Here is an 18766-nt window from a genome sequence, read left to right on the forward strand (position 1 = left end):
TACTTTGGATTCTTTTTACGGAACCCCACCTGGAAACCGCAGGCCTAATTACGCTGCAGTCCAACCTCCATCGATGGTCAAGGCAGAACCAGTTATATTATTCCCCGCATCGGAGCAGAGAAATTTAACGACTTCTGCAATAGTTGAGGGTTCTAGTAACGTTTTTATTGCGGACTTTTGAAGCATTATTTTCGAGACAACTTCTTCTTTGGAGATGCCATGATTCAAGGCCTGTGCCTCAATCTGATCATCCACCAGAGGTGTTCTGACATAAGCCGGGCAGATGGAGTTGACGGTGATCCCGTAGGGGCCTCCCTCCAATGCTGCTGTTTTTGTTAATCCCATCAAGCCATGTTTTGCAGATACATAGGCGGCTTTATATTCGGATGCCACCAAACCGTGAATGGAATTTAGGTTGATAATTCTTCCCCATTGCTGTTCCTTCATTGAATTCCATACATACTTCGTTAATAAAAATGGCGCCGTAAGCATCAAAGAAATCATAAAATCCCAACGATCTTCAGGAAAATCCTCGATAGCGGCTACATTTTGTATTCCGGCAACATTGACCAGAATGTCTGTTTTTCCGTGGGTCTTCAGCGTATAGTCAACAAGCCCCTTGCAAGCTTCGCGACTGCTTAGATCTGCAGCATAATAATCGCATCCAAGTGTGTTTGCGGCAGCCTTCAGCTTCTCTTCATTTACGTCTGCCATCACAACCTTCATGCCATCTTCTGCGAAGGCACTGGCGACAGCAAAGCCTATCCCGCTCGCCGCTCCTGTGACAATACTGACCTTTTCCTTTCCCATTATTGTTTCTTCCTCTCTTTTCAATAAACGTGTGTCACACAACTTCTACCATGGTGATTCTAAATATAGCAAATATCATTCCATATTTTTAATCATCTATAGAAAATGGCTTATTGCAAAAGGTTCAGAGTTTTATGAGAGAGCTTCAATTCGTTCTGTTCATTGTATCGCTCAATATAAATATAGAAAAAAGCGGAACTCGTAAAGAATCCCGCACATATTCATCTATTCGTCAGAAATTCTGTACGCTTTTTCGTACACAATCGCTGAAAATGTTTCAAATCTGTATGCTTTTCTGAATTTTATCACGACAATATCCCATTCCGTTTATTCAATGCCATATTTCTGCATCTTTTCATAGAGACTTGTTCTGCTAATATCCAATGCTTTTGCAGCTTTGGTTTTTTGGCCGTTATAGTTGTGTATTGCATTAATGATTGCAACTCGTTCCGTCTCATCCATGATTTCTCGCAGACTTCTGGACTCTACCTGTTGCTGTATTCCTGTAATTCTAGCAGGCAGATGCTCTACGCCGATGACTCTCTGACTTCCAAGGAAATTCACAGCTCGTTCCAGAACATTTTCTAATTCGCGCACATTGCCAGGCCAATCAAAGTGCTTCATATACTCCATCGCATTGTCACTGATTCGATCTACTTGGATGCTTTCCTTTTTTGCCAGTTTCCTGATAATGCTTGCCGCGAGCAGAGGAAGATCTTCCTTGCGCTCCCTTAACGCAGGGATTCGCAGACTAACCACGTTAAGCCTGTAATACAGGTCAGAGCGGAATTCTTTTTCCTGCACCATTTGGTACGGATCTTTGTTGGTCGCCGCGACGACTCGGACGTCCACCGCTTCGCGCTGCGTTGCCCCTATTTTTTGTATTTCTTTGTCCTGTAGTACTCGCAGAAGCTTAACCTGCATCGACAGGGGAAGATCTCCGATTTCATCCAGAAAGATCGTGCCCTTGTGTGCTGCCTGAAACATCCCGATCTTTCCACCCTTCCGTGCTCCTGTGAAAGAACCTTCTTCATAGCCGAACAACTCAGATTCCAGCAAATCCTCCGGAATCGTCCCGCAGTTCAGGCATATAAAGGGCTGCTTTGCCCTGCTGCTGGCATTGTGTATTGCATGGGCAAATAATTCCTTCCCTGTACCGCTCTCTCCCAGAATCAAAACACTGGAATTTGTTCTGCCAATGGTCCTCACCGTATCCTTTAGGCTGGCCATAATATGACTATCTCCAATAATATCGTCTACCGTATAGCGCGCGGTATTGATCTTTCCAAATTGCAGCTTATAAAGATCCAGTTCGCTCTCCATTTTGTTAATCTTCTCATACAGGTTGTTGAGATCCATAACATTCTTAAAGAGCACCCTGCCAAATGCTCCGACCACCTTACCGTCCTTCAGGATGGGCAGCCTCGTTGCAATCATTTTCTGGCCATTGATCTTCTGCACTTCTTCAACCTCAGGAACACCGGTTCTGGCAACAAGGTCCATCCTTGTATTTTCAATCACTTCGGTCACATGCATTCCAATCACCCGGTCTTTTTTCACTCCAATGAACTCAGCGTAAGGCTGACTGATCTCTTCAATATAGCCCTCACGGTCAACAAGTACGAATAGTTCACTTGTTGTATTTAAAATTGTGTCCAGCAAAAAAGCTTTATCAATACCGTTTCGTTGTTTTGGTTCAGCCATTTTTCTCTCCCTCCGCGCTAAATTGATATAGGATTTATAAGTTTATTAAAGCATGTTTCCTTCCGTTTGCCAAGCATTCTATGCGGTGTAATCACTATTAAAATGTCCAAAAAAGCAGGAATTAAAATCCTGCTTTCTTGAATGGTTTTATAATTTCAAATTAGCCTTTTTGTCTTACATCCAGTACTTTTTATTCCCGCCAGGGCCGCACACGTATTACTTTTCAAGCAAGACGTTCCCGTCCATGATCGTCAGGAGCACTTGACTGGATTTGATCTCAGATGGATCAATAGAGAACAAATTACGGTCGATAACAATGAGATCCGCAAATTTACCTGCTTCCAGTGTTCCCAATTCTTCCTCTCTGCTCACACCCCATGCCGAACCATAGGTATAGCTTCTCAGCACCTCATACATGGTAAGCTTTTGGGAAGGATTCCAGCCTCCATCGGGTTTTCCGTCATTATGAAGTCTTGTAACTGCCCTGTAAATTTCAAGAAACGGGTTATTATCAACCACCGGGCAATCACTCCCAATCGCAAGGATCCCAGCCGAATCATACAGGCTTTTCAGCGGCCATGTTTGATCGGCCCTTTCCTTTCCAAGGGTTACCGGATAGGGGTTTTCCTCAAAGTTCTGAGTCAGCGCAATATGCTCCGGCTGAACAGACGGAACGACACCTAATTCTCCAAACCGAACAATATCATCCTCTTGAATCAGTTCAACATGCTCAATCGCATGACGGCAACGGTTTTTTCCGTACTTTTCAATGGCGGATTCATAGTAATCCAAGGCCATACGGGCAGACAGGTCCCCACAGGAGTGGAGCTTAACCGAAAACCCACGCAGGTGAGCTTCGGGGACTGCTTTTCTGATCGCATCCACATCATTGAGAGAGGTACCGTAATTTCCAGGTGCATCACTGTATTCTTCAAGAACCAGCGCCGTGTGGGTGGTGCTAACCCCATCCAGAAATTGTTTCAGCATCTCGACCCTGAGTTTCTCCGAGCGATATTTGTCACGCCAAGCTTCTACCTGGTCCAAATCACCCAGTAAATCCGGTGCTGCATGCACTCTAACGGTCAGCGCTCCGTCCTTATCCATCTGGCTGTATACTGCCAGATTTCCCATATTCCCATGAAAATACGGCTGAACGTCATTGACTGAAGTAATCCCGTATTCTGCAGCCTGCTGCTGATACGAACGAATCAGCTTTCTTTCTTCGTCCTCTGAGAAGGAAAGAGCAAATTGACTAACCAAGCCAACTGCCGATTCATATAGGAATCCCGTCGCTTCCCCTTTTTCATCTCTGTCGATTTCACCGCCGAACGGGTTTGGCGTATCATTAGTAATTCCAGCAATTTCAAGGGCCTTAGAGTTCACCCATGCCCCATGAGCCTCCGCATTCAGCAGGAAAACCGGTCTGTCAGGGAAATATGCATCAAGAGTCCTTTTGTTAGGCAGCTGTTTGCTCTGCCAAAAAACATGATACCAACTAAAGCCAATGATCCACCCGTCCTTAGAATTACTTTTTTCCACCGATTCCTTCACCATCAACGCCGCTTCCTCTTCAGATCTTGCGTTGGCGAGATTTACATAGGTACGAAACATTCCAGCCATCAACAGGTGTGTATGACTGTCATGAAAACCAGGCATCACCAACTCATTTTCAAATTGATATGTCTTGGTATCCGCCCCGATGTGTTTGTCTGCCTCCTTGATTCCTCCCACAGCGGCGATCCGGTTGCCCTTGATGGCCACATACCCCTCAAAGGGGCATTCAGCCATACCGTCAAAGATTGCACCGCTCATGATAACGATATCTGCACTCATACCTTCTTCTTATCCTTTCCAAGTCATTCTGATTCTAAATTGCTAAGTCTACCGATTCGATATTCGAAAGAGTAACATGCGTTACGATTCAAACTTTATTCCGGAAGGTGAAGCTTCAGTAATTCTGCATAAGAATCCACTCTCCGGTCTCTGTGAAACTGGAGAATATCTCTTGCCCTTTTGATTTCATCCAGATCAAGCTCTGCCACGATGAGATCCTCTTCGCTCCGCCTGCCTTCCGCAATCAATCTGCCCCATGGGTCGGAAATAAAACTCCGTCCGTAAAATTCCATCGCTCCGCTTCCGTCATCGGCCTCTTCCCTGCCCACCCGGTTGCAGGCACAGACATAGAAATTGTTATGGATTCCATGCGCCCTTATCGCATCCATCCACGTCTGCGAAGTATCGATTTCAGGGTGGTCCGGCTCGGATCCAATGGCAGAGGGATAGAAGATAAAGTCCGCTCCCTTCAAGGCCAAAATCCTGCTTGGCTCAGGAAACCATTCATCCCAGCAAATCAGAACGCCGAAGGTTCCGTACTTGGATCGGAACACCTGATAAGGTGTATCTCCCGGCGTGAAATAATATTTTTCAATATACTGCGGCCCTTCGGGGATATGATGTTTTCTGTAATTCCCAAGCAGTGTTCCATCAGCATCAAATACTGCTGCGGAATTAAAGTAAAGACCGTCCATAGCATATTCATAATAGCAGCTTACGATGACCACACCCAATTCCCGCGCCAGATTCTGCATTTTTGTATTAATGGGCCCGTCAACAGCTTCCGCCCAATCATATTTTTTATAATCGATGATTTGAGCAAAGTATGTACCGAAAAACAGTTCTTGCGTGCATATGATTTTTGCTCTCATAGCTGCCATAGTTCTAATCTGTTGTTCTGCCTTCTCGAGATTCAAATCACAGTCCCGTTCACAGGAAAACTGTGTCATTCCTACTTTTATTTTACCTTTTGCCATATTAAGTTCCCTTTCCATTAGGCCATGACAATACCTAAGACTAGGTAAGCCAACACACCGAGTACCAGAGGAAGTCCAATGAGCGGCAGAGCCGTTCTGGCATAATCCATATTCTTTAGGCCCGTGGCAGCGCAGGTAACGGTTACCGCATCACTATAGAAGCAAGCATGACTTCCGAAAGCTGTCGCTGCGGCTACCGCTCCGATGGCCATATAAGGGTTGACGTTCAGAGCAATCGCCAGAGGCAGAATAATAGGGAAGGAAATGGCTGCAACACCCCAGAAACTTCCAGTTGCAAATGCAAGACCAGCAATTACAATGAAGGTTACCGCAGGGAATAATGCCGGACTCAGAATCGGCGCTACGCTGTCGATTACAAAAGGAGTCAAGCCAAGCGCATCGTTGAAGTCCTGAAGTACGAAGGCTGCTAATACCAGCATGGTAACATACAGCATGTCCTTGAACCCGCCTACGATATGATCACAAAACTGGCCTAGGCTCATCAGCTTCTGAAAGAACAACATGATGAATGCTGCTACAACAGAAATAATGACACCAAAGACGATATCCGCGGTATAAATGGTAATGCCGATCAGAACGATCATTGGTACGATAAAGTTTAAGGCATTGGAAGGCTTTGTATCATCCTGCATCCCATCCACGATCTCTTCCTCATAGTGATAATCCGGAAATACCCTGCCCGTGCCAAGAACTCTTTCCTCAGCCTTCTTCATAGGACCGTAAAGAGGTACAACTCCTAGGATAAATAAGGGCACTACGATTACTGCAATCCATGCATAAAGCATAAAGGGGATTGAGTTGACGTAAGCATTGAAGCCGGATACCTCTCCTAAAACACCTACCTCCTCGATCTGGCTTGCATATAAAATCCCCCATGAGGAAAAAGGAACAAGAATGCAGACGGCAGCTCCGGTAGAGTTTACGATAAATGCCAAATACTCTCTTGAGATTTTCCACTTGTCCGTCAGCGTTTGCATCGCTACACCAACGCCTAATGCATTCAAATAATCTTCAACAAAAATAATAATTCCTAGCACCCAGGTAAAGAGCATCGTCTTTTTCCTCGAGTTTGCAAGCCTTGCTCCAATATCGGCAAAGCCCAGTGCTGATCCAGAATACTGAAGAATTCTGATCATTGCTCCAAACATTCCGAACATGATGATGTAATAAGCTGAATCTCCGATTTCTGTCAGGGTGTAATCAAACCAAGTACCCCACCATGCTGATTTTGCGATGAGTATCGCTCCTACAAAGGTTCCCAGCACCAGGGATTCTAAAGCCCTCTTGGTAATAATAGCTGTCACAATCACTACAGCGACCGGAATCAGGCTGATTACACCATACGTTTCCATTGCGTCTAATGCTTCCATAAATGTCCCTCCTAAATAAAGTATTTTTCAGACTATTTATATAGCAAATACTATGCCAATACCGATTTCGTTGAAATATCAACAAATACGACAAGATGGGTGTAAGTATATACTTACACCCATATTGTCTAAATATTATAAAAATTCAGTCAATTCAACCTTTTATTCTTACTGTATGTTTATAATTACACTGTTCGCATATAATTACAATTCGTAAAACTGAGGTTATTTGATCCCAAGCCGGGCCATCTTCTGATACAACAATGGGCGAGAAATTTTTAAATACTCCGATGCCTTAGTTTTATTTCCACGAAACATCGCAAGAACATGCATGATGAGTTTTCGTTCCGCTTCGCGCTTTACAACCTCTATGGGATTTCCCAGTTCACTCAGTGTTTCAAGATCCATCGCTCCACTTCCCGAATCGGGTCTGAAAAATTCCAGCTTTAAGGTATCCCCCGACGCAAAGTTCATTGCTTTTTCAATTATGTTGTAAAGTTCTCTGACATTTCCCGGCCATTCATATTTTCTTAGGTATTGATATACCGGTTCCTCTACGTTAACGATATTTTTTCCCATTTCAAGATTCAGCTGATCAATGCGATACATGATGAGCTCGGGCAAATCCTCCAGACGTTCCCTTAAAGGCGGAAGATCAATGGTGAAAACATCCAGCCTGTAAAACAAATCCTCTCGAAACCTGCCGGCTTTGACCATCTCCTTTAAGTCCTCGTTGGTTGCAGCTACGATTCGAACGTCTACCGGGATGCTTTTATCCCCACCCAGCCGATCGATTTCATGTTCCTGAAGAACCCTGAGCAGCTTTGGCTGAAGGGTAAGAGGAAGTTGGCTGACTTCGTCGATAAACAGAGTCCCCCGATCCGCCATTTCAAATTTTCCTTTTTTGCCTCCTTTTTTTGCCCCGGTAAAGGCTCCGTCCTCATAGCCGAAAAATTCGGACTCTGCAAGAGACTCGGGAAAATTTGCAGCATTGATCTTGACAAATCCGTTGAATTTCCTGCTGCTGAGGTTGTGAATGGAATGGGCTACCAATTCCTTGCCTGTTCCCGTTTCTCCGGAAATAATCACCGTGGAATTAGAGGTAGCCGCCATCTTGATCTGCTTGCGTAGATCTTCCATTTTCTTTGAGCTTCCCAGAATGTTCTCAATAGAATACTTGGTTCTTTGGAGGTTTCTGAATTCCTCCCGATAGTATTTCATTTCATCATTGAGAACCAGTGCATATTTATTTAAAATATCCTCTAGGGAATCCAGGTCCTGAATAATATCATATTCCAAAACACCTACTACTTCCCCATTTTTTCGAAGCTGCGCCTGAGTACTGACGCTCATTCGACCGTCATGAAAGTAGAAGTCCGTATTAACTATCTTGTCGCCTGTGAGCAGGTCGAGCATCTTCGTCGGCGGAAACACTTCTGTGATATATTTCCCAATGGACTTGTCCTGATCCATCTTAATATAGTCAGCACATTGGCGATTCATATAGACAAGATTTCCTTCTGAATTGATCACCATCAGTCCTAATACATTCTCAAGAAAAAATTCATAGTCCTTATCAATGACCATTGGCTGACCTTCCTTTCTAAAGACGATACGCTATTTGGAAACCAACAGTTTCTTGATCCCTGCCTCAAGACCGTCGATGGTGAGTTCGTACATGGGAAACAGTTCCCTGATTTTCGCCAGTGTTCTTGCGCCGTAGGTATATTCCCAATCCCGCTCCGGAATCGGATTCAGCCAGATATGTTTTGGATATTTCTTTTTAAAACGACTCAGCCATTCGATCCCCGGAATCTCGTTGTAAAGCCCCACGTAGCAATTTCCTCCCTTACTCATCAGTTCAGAGGGTGCCATAGATGCATCGCCGATGATGATGACCTTGTACTCACTGCTAAGGTTTGAAAGAACCCACTCCGTGTCGATCCACTCCCCTCTTCTGCAATGAGGTGTTGTGTATAAGTGCTCATAAACACAATTATGAAAATAATACACCTTGAGATCTTTGAAATGATTTGATTTGCTCACCGCCTGAAAGAGCTGACTGCACATGTTGCTATAGGGCATCATAGAGCCGTCAGAGTCAAATAGAAGCAGTAGTTTCACCGTATTCTTTCTCGGTCGTTCCCAAACCAGTTTCAGATTGCCTGCATTGTCGCAGGTTTCATCAATGGTTCCCTCAATATCCAGTTCGGTTTTCGCCCCATCGAGCCTTGAGGAAAACTGGCGCAGCTTACGAAACGCCATCTGGAACTGGCGGATGTCCAGAATATTATCCTGCCTGAAATCCTTGAAGTTTCTCTCACCGGCGACCTGCACCGCATTTTTATGACGGCTTTCACCCCCTACGCGGATTCCTCTTTCGTGATAACCGTTATACCCCATGGTGGAGGTTCCTCCGGTACCGATCCAGTAGTTTCCGCCGTCATGCTTCTCCTTCTGTTCTGCAATCCGCTCCTTTAGACGCCGCTGCAGCTCTTCAAGCTCCAGGACAAATTCATCGAGCATATTCTTATCATTGATGTCTTTTGTTTTAATGTCTTCACTCAGCCATTTCCATATTTCTTCAGGGATATCCTCCGGGGTAACAATTCCTTTAAAGAATTCTGCAAAGGCCAGATCAAACCGGTCATAATCCGTTTCGCTTTTCACCAGAATGCTTCTGCAAAGGTGGTAAAAATTAAGGAGGCTGGATCCGCAAAGGCCCTTATCCAGCGCTTCTATAAGAGAAAGCCATTCATTGAGGGACACAGAAAGACCCCTGGCTCTGAGTAAATAAAAGAATGAAATAAACATATTACAACCATCTCTTTAAGGAGTAACCCTTTTCCTTGATCTCATACATGGTGTCGATGTCTTGGTTCTTTTTCAGCAGAACTCCGGCATACGGAATTTCAGCTTTGATCCGGTCGATGGAAATTCCACTGATCATCAAAGCCTGCAGCCAGTCAAGAAGCTCAGAAGTGCTTGGCTTCTTTTGAATTTCTTTCATTTCCCGAATCCAGTAGAAGGTTTCCATGGCTTGCGTAAGCAGTTTCTGCTCCACATCACCAAAATGCACTCTTACAATTTCCTCCATCTTTTCCTGGTTTGGAAATTCAATATAGTGGAAGATACACCTGCGAAGGAACGCATCGGGCAGTTCTTTCTCTGCATTGGATGTTATGATGACGATGGGTCTGTGCTTGGTGCGAATGGTTTCTTTTGTCTCATTGATATAGAATTCCATCTTGTCCAGCTCCCAAAGCAAATCGTTGGGGAATTCCAGGTCTGCTTTGTCGATCTCATCGATCAGAAGCACTACCTGCTCGTCTGCAGCGAAGGCTTCCCCGAGTTTTCCAAGTTTAATATACTTTTTAATTTCAGCTACATCGCCTTCACCGAATTGACTATCATAGAGTCTCTGTACTGTATCATACACATAAAGGCCATCCTGAGCCTTAGTTGTGGACTTGATATTCCATATAATCAAATCCTTTTTCAGCGCCTCGGAAATGGATTCTGCAAGCATAGTCTTGCCCGTTCCCGGTTCTCCTTTGATCAGCAGCGGCTTTTGAAGCGCAATGGCCACATTGACCGCATGCATCAGTTCATCGGTTACGACATAATCATTACTACCTTGAAATTGGTTCATTTTATTCGACATTCTTAATTCTCCTCATTTTTTCTATCTATGTTCGGCAGACAGATACGGCGAGCATTTAGAGCACGCTGATTTTATCTTTTGCCGTTTTTAGTCGTTATAATTCTACTCTTCTACACTCTTGTTTAGAATTTCGATGATCGCTCTTGCAGCAGCCAAAGCATAGTTTTCTCGAAACTCATCTGTCATCATCAACTTAAGATCTTCTGTGTTGGAGAGGAACGCCCCTTCTATGATGATAGCCGGCATCTTAGTCTTATTCAGTACCGCATAGGCTGGTTCACTCTTTACCCTTCTGTCAACAGTACCCAAATTTGCGACCATATATTTTTGAACAAGCTCCGCCAGTTCCTTGCTGTATATATTATAATCGCTTTCGCCTGTTTTGGAATAGTAATAAGTTTCTGTTCCTTTTGCGCTGGGATTTTTATCAGTAGAATTATTATGTACTGAAACGTATAAGTCAGCATTTACCCCATTTGCCATGGCAGGACGATCATACAGGGTGACCGTTGTGTCAGTTTCTCGCAGCATGTAGGTGCTTACTCCCGCCGCTTTCAGCATGCGGTTTAGTCGAAGTGCAATATCAAGATTAACATCCTTCTCATTCAGAATCTCCACACCATCACGCTTTGCCTGAGATCCGGTATCACTTCCTCCATGGCCGGAATCGATGAACACTATCTTTTTTGCGGCACGCCAGTCAACAACGTTTAGCCCATCAATGGTAACATCCCCCAAATCACCGGAATTCTGCTGCTGATTTTTATCAAAGTCTATATACATTTTTGTTCCATTGTCAGAGAAACTCACTTTCCCTGCAACCTTTTCTTTAAGTTCGACAACAACTCTGGCTGTTTCAGGAGCAAATTGGTCATAACGAACTGTTTTAATCAGATCATTGTTTTCCTTGATTTCACCATCACCATCACCCAGAGCCATATTTTTCAGATCGACGCCAAAGCGCTGCGGATTATCATACACAAAGGTATTATAGGCTTCGATTCCGTTCTCAGCCTCGATGATAACGCGATAATAATCAGATTTTTCTTGTATTTTAACAGAGGTAATTTTATTAAATTCACGAGTTACAGGAGACTGTATCGAGACTGTACGGGTCAAATCATCCCAACCAATTCCGCAATTCAATGACTCTGCCACAAAACGAAGAGGAATCATGGTTCTATCGTTTATGATCAACGCAGGTACATCCATTGCAGCTTGATTGCCATTCACAAAAGCGGCTTCCCGATCAATGTCCAGCTGTACAGAAGAAGAGCCCAAGGCAACTGCTGCAATCCGCGCTTGATCATTCCAGGTAACCTGTGCCCCCATGCTTTCAAAAACCGCCCGAAGCGGAATTAAGGTTCTCTCTTTAATGATGACCGGAGGCACATCCGAGTTTACAGACTTCCCATCGATTTGAAGCGCTACCGGAAATTCTTTGCAAATTGCAATTCCTTCATCGATATCCTTCTGCGAAATATTAGTATTTTCCCCATAAACCGCTGTTCCCATCATTAGGATTACCATCAGCGGCAAAAACATTAATCTCAGTTTTCGTCTCATAGCCCCCCACCCTTTTCATGCGTATAACAATTGCAAAGCGTCAATTTTCGACTTATTTATTATAATATATTTCACTATGCAAATGGAATTTTTTATTTTTTGTAATAGAAATGTAAAAGACAGTCGATTTAATGACTCTTGACCTTTTCAAGAAAAAAACATAAAATGAGCGGGCAAGGATAAAAACACAGCTCCGGTTGGTAGTCCGGACGCGGCATTTTTGCTGTCAGTAACCTGCCTCCTTTGGTTGTCCCTTCTTTGCATTATGCCGCAGTTCTGCAAAGGATCTGCCGCATGCCGCTATAAAGGAGGGAAAAACAATGTCCAAAATCAGAGCACAGCTAACAGTTTATTTCGAAGACCCTTTTTGGGTTGGAATTTACGAACGGTCAGAAGACAATAAGATGCAAGCATGCAGAATCCTTTTCGGATCTGAACCCAAGGACTATGAGATTTATGCATTTTTTAACCGGAATTGGAACCAGCTTTGCTTCAGTCCGCCAGTACCGGGGTCAGACTTTGAAGATCACCGAGTCAACCCAAAACGATTGCAGCGCCAAATCGCAAGGCAGCTTACCATACCGGGAGTCGGTACAAAGGCACAGCAAGCGATAAAAGCACTGCAGGAAAATCAGAAAGCGGAACGAAAATTGAAAGCAAGGATGAAAAAAGAGCAGGAAACAGACCGTAAGTATGCGCTGCGAAAAGAGAAACAAAAACAAAAGCACAAGGGCAGATAACTGCCCTTGTTTCCTGTTATCGCTGTTCTTTTACTCTTATTAATTCTTTGTCCTACCTTAAAATCTGGAGCTTATGTTGATTTATTTCACCTATTTTGTTTCAGCTGATCCAGAAGCTGATAAAATTTCTTCTCTGAGAGGATTTCATTGGTCATGAAGCTGCCGTTATAAAATAAGCTGTATGTTGTAAAAGGAGTGGGCGCGTTCTGCGCTTCCTCTGTGCTCTCAATTTTAATCATATTTATCGCCCATCCCCTTTCTGCCGCACATTCCTTGATCAGACATGCATACTTTTCCGCATGGGGGCATTGGTTCGTAAAATAAAGCACCAATCCCAAGCGATCGGTTTTTCCATGTTTTGCACAATCCCGAAATGCCGGCTTGCTGCTGTCGTTTTCGTCGAAATTCTGATAAAGCAGTTCGAAATAGGGCTCTGCCCTGTCCGCTACCTGGAAGCCTTTATACTTCAGATACTTGGGATCGGAAAGAAACGGCATCTTCTTTGCAGATGAGAGAATTACAATTCCTCTGGCGCCCATCTTTTTCGCATCATCAAAACACTGTTTCAGCAGCCTGTCTGCCCAGCCCTGACCCTTAAACTGTCCAGATACCCAAAAGCAATTGATGAAAAAATATTCATTGGCATGGATGGGACACCAAGCCTTCTCTGCAGGGAGGTACTCCACAAATACCTTTCCTCTCACGTTCAGTTTCTGAAAGATCAGGCCATCATCAAACCGCTTTTTGAGCCATTCCTTCTTTAAGGAAGTGCTTCGATCGCCTTTCATCTCTGATATGGCACAGCAAATGTGTTCCGTATCAATATTATCCCTATTAACTTCTATAATCTCCATTGTTATTTTCCCCGTTTCCTTTCAAAATCACTTCAGTTTCCTAACACCAGTCCCGATTCCGTGTCAAAGCCTTTCCAGCTCTGTTCAAATCATATGATACACTATGAAACACGACATCGTCATGTCATATTTTGTATGTTTCATAATGTTAGAACCACAGGCGTTATAGAACCAGTTGTGCATAGGTTTTACGGAGGACTCCAATGAAAAAAGCGTCCGAAGGGTCTCGGGTTTGGTTTGAGACAGTCAGTGTTACGATCAAACTGACTGTCCCAAACACAATTCCGAGCGCCCTTTCAGACACCTTTATTATGGCATTTCAAGAAACGCTGATATACTTCGCGCGCACATCAAATTGACCAATTTAAGCCAGTGCTTTTCCCAGTTCCCTGCAGGATTCCTTTGCATCTTCATCCGGCTCTTCGTTGGCCATGACACAATCATAAGCCAGATTCGCTCCTTCATCTGTGCAGGTTTTCTCCCAATTTCGCATCCACTCACCATCTCCCCAGCCGTAGGATCCAAACAGTGCGATCTTCTTTCCCTTCAGCTTCGGCTGGCAGGATTCAAACATCGGATCAAATTCCGCTTCCTCCAGTACCTCTGCTCCCATGGAAGGGCAGCCAAATGCCACCGCATCAAACTGATCCATCATACCTGCGGAAAAATCTGCGGGAGTATAGACCGAAACCTCTGCCCCTGCAGCTTCAGCTCCTGCTGCTACCTCTTGGGCCATAATCTTGGTATTGCCAGTTCCACTCCAATAAACGACTGCTACTTTACTCATACGAAACACCTCATTTCAATTTTTTCCTTATATCAGGCAGCTACTGTGAGCTGCACGATTGACCTTCCTACAGAGAATAACTGCGCATAAATATCCTTGCATTTCTGGAATTTACGGAATAGTCTTTCTGCTTCTCCTTCATTGTGATAAACCTTCCAGCAACCTGTGAATTTGCTGTTTTTACCGCTATTTTTGATAAACCCCACCACATCCTCAAGCGGATAGCCTGCAAAGATCCCTATTTCATGAGGAAACTCCCCTTTATCACTGAAACGGCTTTTTAAGCGGTGGATGCAGTATTCCACAGACTGATTGGTATAGCCATACTCCGCAAGAAACTCGGCGACCCCAGCTTTCTCAAGCTGTGCTTGCAGCAAGCGCTTCCGATAAACCAAAATCAATGCACTGCTGCCTGTTTCTCTCAATATCGTGAAATACAGCCCCTTGCAATTTAGCTTACTGTTCAAAAGCTCCAGCTGCTGGTTTAATTCTAAAGAGGAAGAAATAAAGCAGCGAAATAGATTAGCGGCTTTCAATCCCGCCAGCGTAGGTGAACAGTGTTCGACAAGAATATGATCTAACATTTTCCTCCTCCTTCCATTGTTAGTTGCAACTAACCATCGTTTTAAAAAAAAGTGGGTATCACCCTGATTCTTACATTGAGTTAGATGCGTCTAACCCTTTATTGAAATATACCACACCCTCTTTATGTTGTCAACGACTCGAAGATAAAAAATGCAATGGTTTTGAAATGATTCTGTAAATTGAAACAGATTGACTATTCTATTCAATAATGGGTACTATTAAATGAGTACTATATCAATAAAAAGTATGATTAGGAGGTTATTACAATGAGTTTTCATTATTACATGCCTACACGCATCCTCTTTGGGAAGGGAAAACTGAATGAGCTTCACAAGCAGCTGCTTCCGGGGAATAAAGCTCTGATCGTTATTTCCGCAGGACAGTCAATAAAAAAGAACGGATATTTAGCACGCGTCGAGGAGCAGCTAAACAAGGCAGGTATCGCTCACGTGCTTTTTGACAAAATTCTGCCGAACCCTGTGAAAGACCACGTAATGGAAGGAGCTGCACTTGCAAGAGACCAAAAATGCGATTTCATTGTTGGTCTTGGAGGAGGAAGCAGTATTGATTCAGCCAAATCCATCGCGGTTATGGCAACAAATGACGGTGACTATTGGGATTATATCTCAGGTGGCACCGGAAAAGGAAAGCCGGTTCCGAATTCGCCTCTGCCAATCGTCGCCATCACCACAACAGCAGGTACTGGAACCGAAGCCGATCCCTGGACCGTTATCACCAATGGAAATGAGAAAATCGGCTTTGGCTATGACAGAACGTTCCCTGTTCTTTCTGTGGTAGACCCTGATCTGATGCTCACTATTCCTGCTGATCTCACAGCCTATCAAGGATTTGATGCTCTGTTCCATAGCACAGAAGGATATCTGAACAAGACAGCTAATGAAATGAGCGATCTCTTTGCGCTCAAGGCGATTTCTCTGATCAGCAAGAGTCTTGCCAAAGCAGTAGCCGACGGCAGCGACGAAAATGCCCGTGGAGAGGTTGCTCTGGCCAATACCCTGTCCGGTATCGTCGAGTCCACATCAGGCTGCATATCAGAGCACTCCATCGAACACGCGCTGAGCGCATACCATCCCAAGCTGCCCCATGGTGCGGGCCTCATCATGATCAGCATCGCTTATTACATGTTTCTGGTGCAGTCAGGAAGCTGCGACCAGCGTCTCATTGACATGGCCAAAGCACTCGGCAAAAGCAATGCCCATCATCCTATCGATTTCGTTGTAGCCCTCAGAGAACTGCAAAAGGACTGTGGTGTTGCAGATCTCAAGCTTTCCGATTATGGAATTCAAAGAGAAGAAATTCCTGTTATTGCAAAGAATGCCATGGAAACTATGGGCGGTCTTTATCAGGTCGATCCATGTACCATCACCCTTGATGATACCATTAAAATTTTGGAAGAGTCTTATAAATAGAGGGGGACTAACTTTCCAGTTCGTTTATTTGAAATGTTTTCAGGTTATGCACAAAATCCTGGATAATCACTTTTACACTTGTCTGATCCTGATTCTGTTGTATAAATCGATGGCGTCCATGAAAAACTAATGCTATTGCAATGAAATAGTCTGCGGTCAGCAAAGCTCTGTATTTTGCAGGCTATGAACAGAAAGGATAAAGCCATGGACAACAACAAGAATAGAGTCAAAGACAGGGAAAAAAGTAATCCCGAGCTTCGAAAGATGCAGCCGAAAGATTTTAGTGATGCGGGGATCATTGATGGTAAAAAGACTGGAGTCCATAAGGGGAAACATGAGAAATAACCTGCACAGATATAATTCTACTGATATAAAAGCTTTAAGGAGGTTCCCATGGATGGATATCGAAATCTGATTTGCCCTGTCTGTCACAATAACCGCCTGATCGTGAAATATGAAGCTTCCCATGTTTACTCCTATATTATCGATGCTGATGCTCCCGGCCGAAAGAACAAAGAGGAATTTTTGCCTTATCGTTACGACAAAAGAGAGCTGACGGATTCAGATCAGTACGTGGAATGCCAAAATTGCGGAGCCAAATTCCCCTGTAAGATTACGGTATGGAACAAGGAAACAGGTCTTCAGGAGCTGCAAGCTGCCATCAATAGAAATAAATAAAGGATATCAACGGCGAAAAAAGCAATAAAACAATTCTCTCCCGCATATATTCTAGCATTAAGCGGAAGGAGCGGGACATTGAAACGAGTACTGTTTATCAACGCGTTGATTATCATAATCACATCCCTGCTGTTCAATACGGTAGGGATTTCTTTCAGGGTTTTTATGTCAAACCAGATCGGTACTGAAGGGATGGGGCTTCTTCAGCTTATCATGTCAATCTACATGATCGCAACGCTCTTTGTTGTAACGGGAATCAATGTCAGCGTTACAAGGCTCGTTGCAGAAGAAGGCGGAAGGTATTCTTTTGCTGTTTCCAGAGCCCTTTTGATGAGAGCATTCTCTGTCAGTTTCCTATTTAGTATCCCTGCATTTCTTTTTTTATTTTTTGGTGCAGAGTTGATCGGTACCAAGCTTTTAAATGATACGCGGACCATCTTTTCTCTGAAGCTCCTCGCAGCAGGAATGCCATTCATGGGAATTTCCTCCTGCATCAAAGGATATTTTTACGCACAAAGCAAACTGGTCAGACCCGCTGGCTCACAGGCCATCGAAATTGTGATCCAAATTGCGGTGGTCGTGAGTATTCTTGACTATTTCATGCAGGGAGGCTTGGAATATGCCTGCGCTGCAATTGTACTTGGAATCGCAATTGCCGAAATTGTCTCTTGTATGTTTCTTCTGACCCTCTACTGGCTGGAAAAAAGAAAGAAAGATCCGGAAGTTTCTGATATATTTTTTCAAAAGCGCATTATCAGGAAAATGCTTTCCATTGCCTTCCCCGTGTCTGTCAGTTCCCTGCTGCGCGGCATATTAAAAGCGATTGAAAACATTATGATACCCATTGCTTTTGTTAATTATGGACACACGAAAAAACTTGCCCTGGAGGAGTATGGGCAAATTCAGGGCATGGTAATGCCGGTTCTTCTGTTTCCGGCCTCTTTCCTGATTGCTTTTTCTTCTTTGCTCATCCCTGAAATTTCTGAGGCGAACGCCTGCAAGCACAAGCGAAGAGTGCGGTATTCAGTGACAAGAGCAATTCAGATCACACTTTTTATGTCCATATTTACAGCTGGTTTTTTTATTGCCTTCGGAGATCGCCTTGGTATTCTGATCTATGACAGCTACGAGTGCGGCAGAATGATGAAATTACTAGCACCTTTGATTCCCTTTATCTATATTGATTTTGTAGCGGATGACCTTCTAAAGGGACTCAACCATCAAATGAGTACGCTGGTCTACAGCATCTACGATGCAGTGGTAAAAATTGCACTGATCTATTTTCTAATTCCGGCAGAAGGCTTGAATGGTTTCATTATCGTTCTTTACATCAGCTGCGCTTTTAGTACGTTCCTCGTGGTAAGAAAACTGCTTTTGACAACAGAAATTAAAATGAAATATCTAGACTGGATCTTTAAGCCTGCTTTATCGGTAGCGGCGGCGGCTTACTCCGCTATTTTTTTTCTAAAACCTACCGGACTGTTTCTATCTGATTCGCTCTTTGTGGTTTTTACGGGGATTCTAATGGGGCTTTTCTATTTTCTATTCTTGATCAAACTGGGCTGTATCACAAAGGAAGACCTGATTTGGATGAGAGGGATGCTGAGTTATACCAGCAATCTCAGGCCGCCTGGATAATATCATCATGGGCATCGCATCTGCTAACATTTAAGCTCAATCAATCAGCGAATAAATAACACTTTTGTATCATTATTTCGATTTTAAGTATTATTTTCTCGTTATTTCA

The 18766-nt window shown here is 43.8% G+C and carries 16 protein-coding genes; 4 read left to right on the plus strand and 12 right to left on the minus strand.

Annotation, left to right across the window (positions count from 1 at the left end):
- Positions 1–48: 48 nt before the first annotated feature.
- From FRZ06_07540 to FRZ06_07580, 9 genes are all read right to left on the minus strand, one after another.
- Positions 49–810, minus strand: a complete 762-nt coding sequence (locus tag FRZ06_07540; GenBank protein QOX63209.1) for a 3-hydroxybutyrate dehydrogenase — start codon at positions 808–810, stop codon at positions 49–51.
- A gap of 327 nt (positions 811–1137) precedes the next feature.
- A complete protein-coding gene (locus tag FRZ06_07545) occupies positions 1138–2514 on the minus strand; it encodes an AAA family ATPase (protein ID QOX63210.1) in 1377 nt (458 codons plus the stop codon).
- 216 nt (positions 2515–2730) lie between these two features.
- Entirely contained in the window at positions 2731–4347 is a 1617-nt protein-coding gene (locus tag FRZ06_07550) for an amidohydrolase (protein QOX63211.1), read from the minus strand.
- Positions 4348–4442: 95 nt separating this feature from the next.
- Positions 4443–5297, minus strand: coding sequence for a carbon-nitrogen hydrolase (locus FRZ06_07555; protein QOX65872.1), 855 nt, complete (start codon positions 5295–5297; stop codon positions 4443–4445).
- A gap of 44 nt (positions 5298–5341) precedes the next feature.
- A complete protein-coding gene (locus tag FRZ06_07560; protein QOX63212.1) occupies positions 5342–6715 on the minus strand; it encodes a sodium:proton antiporter in 1374 nt (457 codons plus the stop codon).
- A gap of 225 nt (positions 6716–6940) precedes the next feature.
- Positions 6941–8302: an AAA family ATPase gene (locus tag FRZ06_07565; protein ID QOX63213.1), complete on the minus strand. Its 1362-nt coding sequence runs from the start codon at positions 8300–8302 to the stop codon at positions 6941–6943.
- 30 nt (positions 8303–8332) lie between these two features.
- Positions 8333–9529 (minus strand): VWA domain-containing protein, encoded by a 1197-nt coding sequence (locus FRZ06_07570; protein ID QOX63214.1) that lies wholly within the window; start codon positions 9527–9529, stop codon positions 8333–8335.
- Between the two features lies 1 nt (position 9530).
- Positions 9531–10379 carry a MoxR family ATPase gene (locus FRZ06_07575; protein ID QOX63215.1) on the minus strand — a complete coding sequence of 283 codons (849 nt, stop codon included), beginning with the start codon at positions 10377–10379 and terminating at the stop codon, positions 9531–9533.
- Between the two features lie 102 nt (positions 10380–10481).
- Positions 10482–11945 (minus strand): AMIN domain-containing protein, encoded by a 1464-nt coding sequence (locus FRZ06_07580; protein ID QOX63216.1) that lies wholly within the window; start codon positions 11943–11945, stop codon positions 10482–10484.
- Positions 11946–12265: 320 nt separating this feature from the next.
- On the opposite strand from FRZ06_07580, the gene FRZ06_07585 reads away from it, so the two are divergent.
- A complete protein-coding gene (locus FRZ06_07585) occupies positions 12266–12685 on the plus strand; it encodes a DUF2992 family protein (GenBank protein QOX63217.1) in 420 nt (139 codons plus the stop codon).
- 86 nt (positions 12686–12771) lie between these two features.
- Here FRZ06_07585 and FRZ06_07590 read toward each other — a convergent pair whose 3' ends face one another.
- From FRZ06_07590 to FRZ06_07600, 3 genes are all read right to left on the minus strand, one after another.
- Complete coding sequence (locus tag FRZ06_07590; GenBank protein ID QOX63218.1) at positions 12772–13539, minus strand: GNAT family N-acetyltransferase; 768 nt, start codon at positions 13537–13539, stop codon at positions 12772–12774.
- A 364-nt stretch (positions 13540–13903) separates the two neighbouring features.
- Positions 13904–14326: a flavodoxin gene (locus FRZ06_07595; protein ID QOX63219.1), complete on the minus strand. Its 423-nt coding sequence runs from the start codon at positions 14324–14326 to the stop codon at positions 13904–13906.
- A 32-nt stretch (positions 14327–14358) separates the two neighbouring features.
- Positions 14359–14910: a DUF3793 family protein gene (locus tag FRZ06_07600; GenBank protein QOX63220.1), complete on the minus strand. Its 552-nt coding sequence runs from the start codon at positions 14908–14910 to the stop codon at positions 14359–14361.
- A 267-nt stretch (positions 14911–15177) separates the two neighbouring features.
- Here FRZ06_07600 and FRZ06_07605 point away from each other — a divergent pair, with 267 nt between their 5' ends.
- The 3 genes from FRZ06_07605 (at position 15178) to FRZ06_07615 (ending at position 18657) form a co-directional block, all read left to right on the plus strand.
- Positions 15178–16341 carry an iron-containing alcohol dehydrogenase gene (locus FRZ06_07605; GenBank protein QOX63221.1) on the plus strand — a complete coding sequence of 388 codons (1164 nt, stop codon included), beginning with the start codon at positions 15178–15180 and terminating at the stop codon, positions 16339–16341.
- Positions 16342–16734: 393 nt separating this feature from the next.
- Positions 16735–17019, plus strand: a complete 285-nt coding sequence (locus FRZ06_07610; protein ID QOX63222.1) for a hypothetical protein — start codon at positions 16735–16737, stop codon at positions 17017–17019.
- A gap of 78 nt (positions 17020–17097) precedes the next feature.
- Positions 17098–18657 (plus strand): oligosaccharide flippase family protein, encoded by a 1560-nt coding sequence (locus tag FRZ06_07615; GenBank protein ID QOX63223.1) that lies wholly within the window; start codon positions 17098–17100, stop codon positions 18655–18657.
- Positions 18658–18766: the final 109 nt, after the last annotated feature.

The organism is Clostridiales bacterium (genome assembly GCA_015243575.1).
Lineage (GTDB): Bacteria > Bacillota > Clostridia > Peptostreptococcales > Anaerovoracaceae > Anoxybacterium > Anoxybacterium hadale.

Excerpts from the sequence above, each read along its gene's own strand:
- FRZ06_07545 (QOX63210.1), bottom strand. The coding sequence starts at position 2,514 with ATGGCTGAACCAAAACAACGAAACGGTATTGATAAAGCTTTTTTGCTG.
- FRZ06_07575 (QOX63215.1), bottom strand. The coding sequence starts at position 10,379 with ATGTCGAATAAAATGAACCAATTTCAAGGTAGTAATGATTATGTCGTA.
- FRZ06_07565 (QOX63213.1), bottom strand. The coding sequence starts at position 8,302 with ATGGTCATTGATAAGGACTATGAATTTTTTCTTGAGAATGTATTAGGA.
- FRZ06_07570 (QOX63214.1), bottom strand. The coding sequence starts at position 9,529 with ATGTTTATTTCATTCTTTTATTTACTCAGAGCCAGGGGTCTTTCTGTG.
- FRZ06_07595 (QOX63219.1), bottom strand. The coding sequence starts at position 14,326 with ATGAGTAAAGTAGCAGTCGTTTATTGGAGTGGAACTGGCAATACCAAG.
- FRZ06_07555 (QOX65872.1), bottom strand. The coding sequence starts at position 5,297 with ATGACACAGTTTTCCTGTGAACGGGACTGTGATTTGAATCTCGAGAAG.
- FRZ06_07550 (QOX63211.1), bottom strand. The coding sequence starts at position 4,347 with ATGAGTGCAGATATCGTTATCATGAGCGGTGCAATCTTTGACGGTATG.
- FRZ06_07610 (QOX63222.1), top strand. The coding sequence starts at position 16,735 with ATGGATGGATATCGAAATCTGATTTGCCCTGTCTGTCACAATAACCGC.
- FRZ06_07590 (QOX63218.1), bottom strand. The coding sequence starts at position 13,539 with ATGGAGATTATAGAAGTTAATAGGGATAATATTGATACGGAACACATT.
- FRZ06_07540 (QOX63209.1), bottom strand. The coding sequence starts at position 810 with ATGGGAAAGGAAAAGGTCAGTATTGTCACAGGAGCGGCGAGCGGGATA.
- FRZ06_07600 (QOX63220.1), bottom strand. The coding sequence starts at position 14,910 with ATGTTAGATCATATTCTTGTCGAACACTGTTCACCTACGCTGGCGGGA.
- FRZ06_07585 (QOX63217.1), top strand. The coding sequence starts at position 12,266 with ATGTCCAAAATCAGAGCACAGCTAACAGTTTATTTCGAAGACCCTTTT.
- FRZ06_07605 (QOX63221.1), top strand. The coding sequence starts at position 15,178 with ATGAGTTTTCATTATTACATGCCTACACGCATCCTCTTTGGGAAGGGA.
- FRZ06_07560 (QOX63212.1), bottom strand. The coding sequence starts at position 6,715 with ATGGAAGCATTAGACGCAATGGAAACGTATGGTGTAATCAGCCTGATT.
- FRZ06_07580 (QOX63216.1), bottom strand. The coding sequence starts at position 11,945 with ATGAGACGAAAACTGAGATTAATGTTTTTGCCGCTGATGGTAATCCTA.